This window comes from Amycolatopsis bullii, from assembly GCF_014654205.1.
GTDB lineage: Bacteria > Actinomycetota > Actinomycetes > Mycobacteriales > Pseudonocardiaceae > Amycolatopsis > Amycolatopsis plumensis.
On record NZ_BNAW01000059.1, the window covers coordinates 41,037 to 54,595 of the forward strand.

General features: G+C 74.7%; 1 protein-coding gene. It reads left to right on the top strand.

All coding sequences use genetic code 11. The features are described 5' to 3' along the window. Positions 1 to 151: 151 nt before the first annotated feature. On the top strand, positions 152 to 13,559 hold a 13,408-nt coding region (locus tag IE317_RS38745), incomplete at its 3' end, for a type I polyketide synthase (protein ID WP_191316352.1).

Here is a 13,559-nt window from a genome sequence, read left to right on the forward strand (position 1 = left end):
GGAGCCCCGGTTATCACTGCCGCGCATGGCGGAAGCCCCGCCGTGCGCTCGGAGGCGAGCCGGCCGCGACCGCGGTTCCGGCTCGCCCCCGCCGCATGCTTCCGGCCGTTTCGGCATCCACCCGGCGCAGTAGTGCACAGGCGAGGTTCGCATGGTGAACGAGAACAAGCTTCGCGAGTACCTGAAGCTGGTCACGGCGGATCTCCACGAGACCCGCCGCCGGCTCGAAGAGCTGGAGTCCGGCGCACGCGAGCCGATCGCGATCGTCGGGATGAGCTGCCGGTTCCCCGGCGGCGTGCGGTCGCCGGAAGACCTGTGGGCGCTGCTGTCCGACGGCGTCGACGCGGTCGGGCCGTTCCCCGCGGACCGCGGCTGGGACCTCGACGCGCTGTACGACCCCGACGGTGCGCGGTCCGGCTCCAGCTACGTCGCCGAGGGCGGTTTCGTCGACGGCGTCGCGGAATTCGACCCGTCGCTGTTCGGGATGTCGCCGCGCGAGGCCACGGCGACCGACCCGCAGCAACGGCTGCTGCTCGAGGCGTCCTGGGAGCTGTTCGAGCGGGCCGGGATCGATCCGCTGTCGGTGAAGGGCAGCCCCGCGGGCGTGTTCATCGGCGCGGGCCCGTCGGGCTACGGCCACGGCGCGCAGGCGCAGGACGACGTCGAAGGTCACTTGCTGACCGGCAATTCCGGCAGTGTGCTCTCGGGCCGCATTTCCTACACCTTCGGGCTCGAGGGCCCGTCGGTCACCGTGGACACCGCGTGCTCGTCTTCGCTGGTGTCGCTGCACATGGCCGCGCAGGCGCTGCGGAACGGCGAGTGCTCGCTCGCGCTGGCCGGCGGCGTCATGGTGATGGCGGCCCCCGACGGTTTCGTGGAGTTCAGCAGGCAGGGCGGTCTCGCGCGCGACGGGCGGTGCAAGCCCTTTTCCGACGACGCCGACGGCACCGGCTGGGCCGAAGGCGTGGGCCTGGTGCTGGTCGAGCGGCTTTCGGACGCCCAGCGCCGCGGCCACCGCGTGCTCGCGCTGCTGCGCGGCTCCGCCGTCAACTCCGACGGCGCGTCCAACGGGCTCACCGCGCCCAACGGGCCCTCCCAGCAACGGGTCATCCGGCAGGCGCTCGCCGACGCGCGGCTGGGCATCGCCGACATCGACGCGGTGGAGGCGCACGGCACGGGCACCAAACTCGGCGACCCGATCGAAGCGCAGGCCCTGCTCACCACCTACGGTCAGGGCCGCCAGGCCGCCGAGCCGCTGTGGCTCGGCTCGGTCAAGTCGAACTTCGGGCACGCGCAGACCGCCGCGGGCGTCGCCGGCGTGCTCAAGATGGTCCTGGCGCTCCAGCACGGGATCCTGCCGAAATCACTGCACGGCGACCGGCCGTCGACCGAGGTGGACTGGACGGCCGGGAACGTCCGGCTGCTCACCGAGGCCCGGCCGTGGCCGTCGACCGGGAGGCCGCGCCGCGCCGCCGTCTCGGCCTTCGGGGTGGGCGGCACCAACGCGCACGTCGTGCTGGAGCAGGCGCCGGACGAGGAAGCGGAGACGGGGGTCACCACCGCGTCTCCGGTGGTGCCGTGGCTGCTTTCGGGCAAAACCGCGGACGCCCTGCGCGCACAGGCACGCGCCCTTCGATCCATTGTGGACACAGAGGACACGGTGGCGGCAGGCTTCGCGCTGGCCTCGACACGGGCGCGGCTGGACCACCGCGCGGTGGTCCTGACCGACGATCGCGCCGCGGCGCTGGCCGCGCTCGCGGACGGCGAGTCGGCCCCGGGCGTCGTGTCCGGTGTCGTGTCGGGTGGTCGTTCGGCGTTCCTGTTCTCCGGCCAGGGCGCGCAGCGGCTCGGTGCCGGGCGGGAGCTGTATGAGTCGTTCCCGGTGTTCGCCGAGGTCGTGGATGCGGTGTGCACGCAGGTTGAAGGCCTGCGTGAAGTGATGTTCGGCGACGACGCCGAGCTGTTGAACCAGACGATGTATGCGCAGGCAGCGTTGTTCGCGGTCGAGGTCGGGTTGTTCCGGCTCCTCGAATCCTGGGGCATGACAACGGACTTCCTGGTCGGCCACTCGATCGGTGAGCTGGCTGCCGCGCACGTCGCGGGGGTGTTCTCCTTGGAGGACGCGTGTGTCCTGGTGGCCGCGCGTGGCCGGTTGATGCAGGCCCTGCCGAGTGGTGGGGTGATGGTGGCCGTGCAGGCCACTGAGGCCGAGGTCGAACCGCTGCTGGTCGACGGCGTGTCGATCGCGGCGGTGAACGGCCCCTCCTCGGTGGTGCTCTCGGGTGACGAGGATGCGGTCGAGTCGGTCATCAAGCAGTTCGAGGGCCGCAAGACCCGCCGGTTGCCGGTGAGCCATGCCTTCCACTCGGCCCGCATGGAACCGATGCTCGAAGAATTCCGCCGGATCGCGGAAACCCTGACCTACCACGCTCCCGTGATTCCCGTGGTGTCGAACGTGACCGGCACCCTGGCCGAAGACCTGACCTCCCCGGAGTACTGGGTCCGGCACGTGCGCGGAACCGTCCGCTTCCACGACGGCGTGACCTATCTGGCCGAGCAGGGCGTGACCCGGTTCCTCGAACTGGGCCCGGACGGCGTGCTCACGGCGATGGCGGCGGAATCCGTTGAAGGCACGCTGGTCTCGGCGCTGCGCAAGGACCGCGCGGACGTCGAGAGCGTGCTGACCGCGGTGGCGTCGCTGTACGTCGTCGGGCACAAAGTGGACTGGACGGCGCTGTTCACCGGCACGGCCCGGGTCGAGCTGCCCACCTACGCCTTCCAGCGCCGGCGCTACTGGCTCGACGCGGCACCCGCGGCCCGGGAACCGGTCGCGAGCGGCGGCGCGGACGGCGAATTCTGGGACGCCGTCGAGCGCCGTGACCTCGACACGCTCAGCGCGGAACTCGGGCTCGGCGAGGCCGCCCTGAGCACCCTCGACGACCTCCTGCCCGTGCTGTCGTCGTGGCGTCGCAACCGCGACGAACAGAGCCTGGTCGGCTCCTGGCGGTACCGGGTGACCTGGAAACCGCTCACCGGCGACCTCACCGCACCGGCCCGGGGCACCTGGCTGGTCGTCGCGCCCCCCGGCGAACCCGCCGGCCGGCTCGTCGCGGGCATGCGCGAGAACGGCCTGGCGGTCGTGCACCTCCACCCCACCGAGACCAGCCGCGAAGCACTCGCGGCGCAGCTTCGCGAAGTGGCCGAGACCGGAATCCCGTTCGACGGGGTGTTGTCCCTGCTGGGCCTCGACGAAAATCCCCACCCGGAGTTCCCCGAACTGGCCATGGGACTCACGCTGAGCGTCACGCTCCCGCAGGCGCTCGGCGACGCCGGGATCGACGCGCCGCTCTGGTGCGCGACCCGCGGCGCCGTCTCGGTCGGCCGCTGGGACGGCGTGCTCCGGCTGAGTCAGGCGACGCTCTGGGGCGTCGGCCGGGTGACCGGGCTCGAGTTCCCCGACCGCTGGGGCGGCCTGCTCGACCTGCCGGAGGAGCTCGACGCGCGCGCGGTGCGCCGGGTCTGCGGCGTGCTGGCCGGTGCCGGGGAGAACGACCAGGTCGCGGTCCGGCCCTCGGGCGTCTTCGGGCGGCGGCTCAGCCGGGCCGAACCGGCAGGCGACCGGGTCTGGCAGCCGCACGGGACCGTGGTGATCACCGGGGGCACCGGAGCGCTGGGCGCGCGGGTCGCGCGGTGGGTCGCCGAGGCGGGCGCCGAGCACGTGGTGCTGTCGTCGCGGCGGGGCATGGACGCGCCGGGCGCGGCGGAGCTGAAGGCCGATCTGGCGGAGACCGGCGTGCGGGTGAGCGTCATGGCCGCCGACGTCGCCGACCGCGAAGCGTGCCGGGCGCTGCTGGCCTCCGCGGGCCGGGACATCCCCGTGTCGGCGATCGTGCACGCGGCGGGCGTGCTGGACGACGGCGTGCTGGACTCCGTGACACCGGAGCGGCTCGCGGGCGTGGTGCGGGCGAAGGCCCACGCGGCGCGGAACCTGCACGAGCTGTCGCTGGAGCTCGACCTCGAGCTGGACGCGTTCGTGCTGTTCTCGTCGTTCGCCGGCACGGTCGGCGCGGCGGGACAGGGCAGCTACGCGGCGGCCAACGCCTTCCTCGACGGGCTGGCCGAGTACCGCGCGGCGTCGGGCCTCTCGGCGACGTCGATCGCCTGGGGGCCGTGGGCGGGCAGCGGCATGGCCACCGACGCGAAGGTCGACGCCCGGATGCGGCGCGGCGGCACGCCGCCGATGGCCGCCGAAACCGCGCTGCTGGCCCTGCGGCAGGCGGTCGCGCACGACACGTTCGTCGCCGTCGCCGACGTCGAGTGGGAACGGTTCGCTCCCGGCTTCACCGCGGCCCGGCCGAGTGCGCTCATCGGCGACCTGCCCGAGGTCCGCCGGGTCTTCGCCGCCGCGGCCGCCGACGACACCGGGCACGGCCCCTCGTCCGTGCCGGACCGGATCGGCTCGCTGCCGGACGCCGAGGCCCGCCGCGCGCTGCTCGACCTGGTGCGCGCCCACGCCGCCGCGGTGCTCGGCCACGCCGGTCCCGAGCACATCGAGCCGGGCCGGGCGTTCCGCGACCTCGGCTTCGACTCGCTGACCGCCGTCGAGCTGCGCACTTCCCTGGGCGCGGCCACCGGGCTGCGGCTGCCGGCCACGATGGTCTTCGACTACCCGAACGCCACCGTCCTCGCCGGTTACCTCGCCGGGGAACTGCTGGGCGCGCCCGCGGACACCGGCGAGCAGCCGGCCGTGCCCGCCGGCCCCGAGACCGACGGCGATCCGATCGTGATCGTCGGGATGGGGTGCCGGTTCCCGGGCGGGGTGCGTTCGCCGGAGGGCCTGTGGGACCTGCTCGAAGCGGGTGCCGACGCGATGGCCCCGTTCCCGGCCGACCGCGGGTGGGACGGCGAGGGTGTCGGCGGGTTCGTCGACGGCGCCGCGGAGTTCGACGCGGACTTCTTCGGGGTTTCGCCGCGCGAGGCGGTGGCGATGGACCCGCAGCAGCGGCTGCTGCTCGAGACGTCGTGGGAGGCGCTCGAAGACGCCGGCATCGATCCGTTGTCGCTGCGCGGCGGCCCGGTCGGCGTCTTCATGGGGTCGAACGGCCAGGACTACCCGTGGCTGCTGCTGGGCACCGACGCGGACTCCGGCGGGTTCGCGGGCACCGGCAACGCGGCGAGCGTGCTGTCCGGCCGGGTCGCGTACGTGCTGGGCCTGGAAGGGCCCGCGGTGACGGTGGACACGGCGTGCTCCTCGTCGCTGGTGGCCCTGCACTGGGGCGCCGAGTCGCTGCGGTCCGGTGACTGCTCGCTCGCGCTGGTCGGCGGGGTGACCGTGATGTCGACGCCGGGCTCGTTCGTCGAGTTCGACCGGCAGGGCGGGCTGGCCCCCGACGGCCGGGTGAAGGCGTTTTCCGAGGACGCGGACGGCACGGCCTGGGCCGAGGGTGCCGGCGTGCTGGTCGTCGAGCGGCTGTCGGACGCCCGGCGCAACGGGCACACCGTGCTGGCGGTGGTGCGCGGCTCCGCGGTGAACCAGGACGGTGCGTCCAATGGCTTGACGGCGCCGAACGGCCCGTCGCAGCAGCGGGTGATCCGCGCGGCGCTGGCGTCGGCCGGCGTGAGCCCGTCCGATGTGGACGCGGTCGAGGCCCACGGAACCGGGACGACGCTGGGCGACCCGATCGAGGCACAGGCGTTGCTGGCCACGTACGGGCGGGACCGGGAACAGCCGTTGTGGCTGGGTTCGGTGAAGTCGAACTTCGGGCACACGCAGGCGGCCGCGGGAGTCGCCGGCGTCATGAAGATGGTGCTCGCACTGCGCCACGGCGTGCTGCCGAAGACCCTGCACGCGGAGGAGCGATCGTCGCACGTGGACTGGTCGGCGGGGGCCGTCGAGCTGCTGACGCAGGACCGCCCGTGGCCGGCCGGCGACCGGCCGCGCCGGGCCGGTGTGTCGTCGTTCGGGCTCAGCGGAACCAACGCACACGTGATCCTGGAAGAAGCACCCACGGTCGCCGCGGCCGGGCAGCCGGTTCCGGAGCGGGCGGACGGCCTGGTGCCGCTGGTGCTCTCGGCCCACGACGACGTGGCGCTGCGGGCCCAGGCCACCCGGTTGGCCGCGGTCCTGGACGGAGCGGCGCCGCCGCGGCTGGTGGACGCCGGGTGGTCGCTCGCGACGACGCGGGCCGCGCTCGGCTGCCGCGCGGTGGTGGTGGCGGCCGACCGGTCCGAGGCCTTGGCGGGGCTGGCTTCGCTGGCTGCCGGTGAGTCTTCCGCGGGTGTGGTGTCGGGCGTCGTGGCGGAGGGGAGCACGGCGTTCCTCTTCTCCGGTCAGGGTGCGCAGCGGCTGGGTGCCGGTCGTGAGCTGTACGACTCGTTCCCGGTGTTCGCGGACGTCGTGGATGCGGTGTGTGCGCATGTGGACGGTGCGCTGGATCGTCCTCTGCGTGAGGTGATGTTCGGCGACGACGCCGAGTTGTTGAACCAGACCGCGTACACGCAGGCGGCGTTGTTCGCCGTCGAGGTGGCTTTGTTCCGGCTCTTCGAGTCCTGGGGTGTCCGGCCGGACTTCCTGGTCGGACACTCGATCGGCGAACTGGCGGCGGCCCATGGTGCGGGCGTTCTGTCGCTGGAGGACGCGTGTGCGCTGGTGGCCGCCCGTGGCCGGTTGATGCAAGCCTTGCCGAGTGGTGGGGTGATGGTGGCCGTGCAGGCCACCGAGGCCGAGGTGACTCCTCTGCTGGTCGACGGGGTGTCGATCGCCGCGGTGAACGGCCCCTCCTCGGTGGTGCTCTCGGGTGACGAGAACGCGGTCGACGCAGTCGTCAAGCACTTCGAGGGCCGCAAGACCCGCCAGCTGCCGGTGAGCCACGCGTTCCACTCGGCGTTGATGGAGCCGATGCTGGCGGAGTTCCGCCGGGTCGCGGAAACCCTCACCTACCAGGCCCCGTCGATTCCGGTCGTCTCCAATGTGACCGGGACCCTGGCCGAGGACCTGACCTCCCCGGAGTACTGGGTCCGGCACGTCCGCGGAACCGTGCGGTTCCACGACGGCGTGACGTACCTCGCCGAGCACGGTGTCACCCGGTTCCTGGAACTCGGCCCCGACGGCGTGCTCACGGCGCTGGCGGCGGAATCCGTCGGCGGGACCTTGGTGTCGGCGCTGCGCAAGGATCGCGCCGAGGAGCGGAGCGTGCTGACGGCGGTCGCGGCGCTCGCGGTGTCGGGACAGCACGTGGACTGGGCGCCGTTGTTCCCCGGTGCCCGCCGGATCGCCCTGCCCACCTACGCCTTCCAGCGACAGCGCTACTGGCCGGAGCGCGCGGCGGGCACGACCACGGCGGCCTCGAACCCGGCCGACTCCGCGTTCTGGGCGGCCGTCGAAAGCGCGGACCTCGAAGCCCTCGCCGGCACCCTCGACGTGTCGGAAGAAACCACGCAGGAGTCGCTCCAGGCGCTGCTCCCGGCGCTTTCCTCCTGGCGCCGCAAGCAGGACCGGCAGGCGAGCATCGACGGCTGGCGGTACCGGATCGGCTGGCAGCCGGTCACCGGGCTCGAATCGGCCACTGTGGACAGTGCGCTGCCCGTCGTCGTGCGGCGCGGCGGGCTCGCCGCCGAGCTCGCCACCGCCCTCGGCGGTACCGCGATCGAGTTCGGCACCCCCGGCTTCGCCGATCGCCTGCGCGAAGCCGCCGAGACGTCCGGCCGGGGCGTCGTGCTCTCGCTGCTCGCCCTCGACGTCGAACCGCACCCGGACAGCCCGTCCGTGCCCGCGGGGCTCGCGCACACCGTGTCGTTGCTGCGGACCATCGAAGACGCCGGACTCGACGTGCGCCTCTGGTCGGTCACCACCGAAGCCGTCTCGATCGGCCGCTCCGACGAGCCGCCCGTGCCCGCGAAGGCCGCCGTCTGGGGCCTGGGCCGGGTGGCGGCGCTCGAACAGTCCCGCCGCTGGGCCGGGCTCGTCGACCTGCCCGCGCGGCCGGACGAGCGCGCGGTGCGCCGGCTGGCCGCCGTCCTCGCCGGCTCCGACGAGGACCAGCTGGCCATCCGCGACTCCGGCGTGTTCGCCCGCCGGCTCCGGCGCGCGAGCTTCCCCGGCACCGGGCCGGGCTGGACGCCGAGCGGAACCGTCCTGATCACCGGCGGCACGGGAGCGCTCGGCGCACACGTCGCCCGGTGGGCCGCCGCGCGCGGGGCCGGACACCTCGTGCTGACCGGACGCCGCGGCCCGGCCGCACCCGGCGTGGCGGAGCTCGAAGCCGAGCTCACCGCGCTCGGCACGCGGGTGACCGTCGCCGCCTGCGACGTCGCCGACAAGGCCGAACTGACCGCGCTTGTCGACCGCCTCCGCGCCGAGGGCGCGGACATCCGCGCGGTCGTGCACGCGGCGGGCGCCACCGAGGGCACCGCGCTGCTGGAATCCACTGTGGACGACCTGGCCGCGATGCTGCGGGCCAAGGCCCAGGGCGCCGCCCATCTCGACGAGCTGTTCGGCACCGAGCCGCTGGACGCGTTCGTCCTCTTCTCGTCGATCGCCGGGACCTGGGGCAGCGGCTGGCAGTCCGGCTACGCCGCCGCGAACGCGTTCCTCGACGCGCTCGCCGAGCGCCGCCGGGCGGCGGGACTCGCGGCGACCTCGATCGCCTGGGGCCCGTGGGGCGGCGACGGCATGGCCGCGTCGGACGGCGAACAGCAGCGCCTCGCGCGGCAGGGCCTGACCGTGCTCGACCCCGGGACCGCGCTCGACGCGCTGGCGCAGGCCGTCGGCACGGACGAGGCCACCTGCGTGCTCGCCGACGTCGACTGGGCGCGGTTCGTGCCCGGGTTCACCGCCGTGCGGACGAGCCCGCTGCTCGGCGCGCTCCCCGAAGCCGTCGCGGCCCTCGCGGACGCCCCCGTGCCGTCTGCTTCGGACGGTTCCGCACTGCTGGCCAAGTTGCGGCCGCGCACCGAACGCGAGCGGGCCGGCATCCTGCTGGACCTCGTCCGCACCGAGGTCGCCGCCGTGCTCGGGCACGGCACCGCCGGCGCGATCGCCGCCGACCGCGCGTTCCGGGACCTCGGCCTCGACTCGCTCACCGCGGTGGAGCTGCGCAACCGGCTCGCCGCCGAGACCGGCGTCGCCCTGCCCGCGGCGCTGGTGTTCGACTACCCGAACGCCGCCGCCCTCGCCGAGCACCTGCTGGGCGAACTGCTCGGCTCCGCGAGCGCGGCCGGACCCGCGCTGCCGCAGGCGCCGGTGGCCGACGACCCGATCGTCATCGTCGGCATGAGCTGCCGGCTGCCCGGCGGCGTCCGCGGCCCCGACGACCTGTGGCGCCTGGTCGCCGACGGCGCCGAAGGACTGTCGACCTTCCCGGCCGACCGCGGCTGGGACGTCGACGCGCTCTACGACCCCGAACCGGGCGTCGAGGGCAAGACCTACTCGGTGACCGGCGGTTTCCTCGACGACGCCGCGGAGTTCGACCCGCTGTTCTTCGGGATGAGCCCCAAGGAAGCGCTCGCCACCGACCCCCAGCACCGGCTGCTGCTGGAGACCGCGTGGGAGCTGTTCGAACGCGCCGGGATCGACCCGCACTCGCTGCGCGGCAGCCAGACCGGCGTGTTCGTCGGCGCGGGCGCGTCGGGCTACGGCGCCGGGCTCGCCGAGGTGCCCGACGGGCTGGCCGGCCACTTCCTCACCGGCAACTCCGGCAGCGTGGCCTCCGGCCGGATCTCCTACACACTCGGCCTCGAAGGGCCGACGCTGACCGTCGACACCGCGTGCTCCTCGTCGCTGGTGGCCCTGCACCTGGCCGCGCAGGCCCTGCGCGACGGCGAGTGCACGATGGCGATCGCCGGCGGCGTGACCGTGATGGCGACCCCCGCGTCCTTCCTCGAGTTCAGCCGCCAGCGCGGGCTGGCCGCCGACGGGCGCTGCAAGCCGTTCGCCGCCGGCGCCGACGGCACGGGCTGGTCCGAAGGTGCCGGGCTGCTGCTGGTCGAACGGCTTTCGGACGCGCGCCGCCACGGCCACACCGTGCACGCGGTCCTGCGCGGCTCCGCGGTCAACTCCGACGGCGCGTCCAACGGCCTCACCGCCCCGAACGGACCCGCCCAGCAGCAGGTCATCCGCCGGGCGCTCGCCGACGGCGGCCTCTCGCCCGCCGACGTCGACGCGGTGGAGGGCCACGGCACGGGCACCACGCTCGGCGACCCGATCGAGGCCGGGGCCCTGCTGGCGACCTACGGCCAGGACCGCGAGCAGCCGTTATGGCTCGGCTCGGTCAAGTCGAACATCGGGCACACGCAGGCCGCGTCCGGTGTCGCGGGCGTCATCAAGATGGTGCTGGCCATGCGCCACGGCGTGCTCCCGCCGAGCCTGCACGCCGCGGAACCCACCCCGCACGTCGACTGGTCCGCGGGCCACGTGCGCCTGCTCGCCGAGGCCACCCCGTGGCCCGAGCACGACCGGCCCCGGCGCGCCGGCATCTCGTCGTTCGGGATCAGCGGCACCAACGCCCACGTCGTCATCGAAGCGCCCGCCGCCACCCCGGACGACCCCGAGCCCGGCGGCCGGACCGTGCCACCGGTGCTCGCCTGGCCCGTCTCCGGCCGGACCGCGGCCGCCCTGCGCGCGCAGGCGGACCGGCTGCTGTCCGCCCTCGACGGGGCACCCGCGGCCGACCTCGCTCACTCGCTGGCCACGACCCGGTCGAGGTTCGAGCACCGCGCCGTGGTGCTCGGGCGGGACACCGCGGACCTCGCGGACGGCCTCGAGGCGCTGCGGGCCGGTGCGAAGGCGCCCGGCGTGTTCAGCGGGACCGCGACGGCAGGCGGCCGCACCGCGTTCCTCTTCTCCGGCCAGGGCTCGCAACGGCCCGGCATGGGCCGCGAGCTGTACGACGCCTTCCCGGCGTTCGCCGACGCCCTCGACGCGGTCACCGCGCACCTGGACCTGCACCTCGACCGTCCACTGAAGACGGTCATGTTCGCCGAGCCGGACAGCGCGGACGCGGAGCTGCTGAGCCAGACCGCCTACACGCAGCCGGCGCTGTTCGCCATCGAGGTGGCGCTGTTCCGGCTCGTCGAATCGTGGGGCGTGACCCCGGACCACCTCGTCGGCCACTCCATCGGCGAGCTCGCCGCCGCGCACGTCGGCGGGGTGCTGTCGCTGTCCGACGCGGCGAAGCTGATCGCCGCGCGGGGCCGGCTGATGCAGGCGCTGCCGGCCGGGGGCGCGATGGTCGCGCTGCAGGCGGCCGAGCACGAGGTCGTCGCCGCACTGGACGGCCGCGGAGCCGAGGTGTCCATCGCCGCGGTCAACGGCCCTTCGGCGGTCGTGATCGCCGGCGCCGAAGCGGCGACGCTGGAAGTGGCCGCCGGGTTCGAGGACCTCGGCCGGATGACGAAACGGCTGCGGGTGAGCCACGCGTTCCACTCGCCGCTGATGGCCCCGATGCTCGACGAGTTCCGCGCGGTCGCCGAGTCGCTGACCTACGGCGAGCCGTCGATCCCGATCCGCTCCAACGTCACCGGCGAGCCCGCGAACGCCCGCGAGCTCGGCAGCCCCGAGTACTGGGTGCGGCACGTCCGGGAAGCTGTGCGCTTCCACGACGGCATCCGCGGCCTCGCCGAAGACGGCGTGACCCGGTTCGTCGAACTGGGCCCCGACGCCATCCTGACGCCGATGGCCGAGCAGTGCCTCGACCCGCTGCCGGCGGACACCGTGCTGGTGCCGCTGCTGCGCCGCGATCGCGGCGAGGCGGACGCACTGCTCACCGCGCTGGCCCGGCTGTACGTCAGCGGCCTGGCCCCCGACTGGGGCACGCTGCTCGGCGGCGCCGGCGCCCGGCGCGTGGAGCTGCCGACCTACGCCTTCCAGCACGAGCGGTACTGGCTCGAAGCCACCGACGGCGGCGGCGACCCGGCCGCCGCCGGGCTGGGCGCCTCCGGGCACCCGCTGCTCGGCGTCGTCACGGCGGTCGCGGGGTCCGGGGAGACGCTGTTCAGCAGCCGGCTGTCCGTGCGGTCCCAGCCGTGGCTGGCCGACCACGTCGTCGGCGGCCGGATTCTGTTCCCCGGCACCGGGTACGTCGAGCTCGCGCTGGGCGCCTGCGAGGTGCTCGGCTGCGACGGCGTCGAGGAACTGGTCCTCGAAGAGCCGCTGACGCTGCCCGAGACCGGCGCGGTCCGGCTGCAGGTGCGCACCGGTGCTCCCGACCCGGCCGGCATCCGGTCGTTCGCCGTGTACTCCCGCCACGAAGACGGGGACGGCACCTGGGCGCGGCACGCGAGCGGCACGCTCCTGCGCGAGGTCGCCGAGCGCACCGGAACCGCACTGGCCGAGTGGCCGCCGCCGGGCACCGTGGCGATCCCGGTGGGCGACCACTACGACCGGCGCGCCGACGGCGGGTTCGACTACGGCCCGGCCTTCCGCGGACTGCGGGCGGCCTGGCGGCTCGGCACCGTCGTCTACGCCGAGGTCGCGCTGCCGAAGTCCGCCGACGCGGCCGGGTTCGGCCTGCACCCCGCGCTGCTCGACGCGGCGCTGCAGGCGCTGGCGTTCCTGCCTGCCGGCGACGGCGCGAGCGGACCGAGGCTGCCGTTCTCCTGGCGCGGGATCACCCTCGGCGCGCCCGGGGCGACCGCGCTGCGCGTGCGGCTCTCGCCCTCGGACAACGGGGTCGCCGTCACGCTCGCCGACCCGGCGGGCCGCTTCCTCGCCGCGGCCGACGAGCTCGTGCTGCGCACCGTCTCGGCCGGGCAGCTGGCCGCGTCCGGGGACGCCGGCCGCGGCGCGCTCTACCGACTGGACTGGCAGCCGGCCGAGGGCGGGGGCACGCCGGTCCTGCTCGACACCGACCTCGCGGCACTGGCTTCCCGGGAGCGGACGGCCCCGGTTGCCGCGGCAGTGTCCACAGTGGAGGAAATCGCCTCGCTCGCCGAAGCGTGGCTGGCCGAACCCGCGTTCGAGGGGGAGACGCTGACGTTCGTCACCACCGGGGCTGGTGCGGACGGCGAGTGGACCGAGGACGGTGCCGCGCTCTGGGCCCGCGTCCGCGCCGCCGAGGCCGCACACCCCGGCCGGTTCGCCGTGGTCGACACGGACGAGACGGCGGTCGTGGTCCCCGGCGAGCCGGAAGCCGTGGTGCGGCAGGGCGAAGTGCTCGTCTCACGGCTGGTGCGCGCCGCCGTCGAGGCCGTCGAACCGGGCGGCCCGGTGCTGGTCGCGGACGCCGGTGCCGACGCCGTGGCGGCCCCGCTCGCCCGGCGGCTGCGCGCCCTCGGCCACGAAACCGTGCTGCTCGCCGCCGGTTCGGTGCAGCGCGCGGCGGAGCTGGGCGCCGAACTCGACGGCCTCGACGGGGTTTCCGTCGCCGAGACCGACCTCGCCGACGCCGCTTCCGTTTCGGCGCTGGTGACCGAGCACGCCGTGACCACCATCGTCCACACGGGAACGGATCCCGGGACGCTGCGAGCCGTGGAAACGGCGATCCCGGCGTCGGCGCGGCTGCTGCTCCTGGCGGCCGGACCGTCGGCTCCGGCCGACGCGCTGGCGCGGCGGCGTCGCGCGG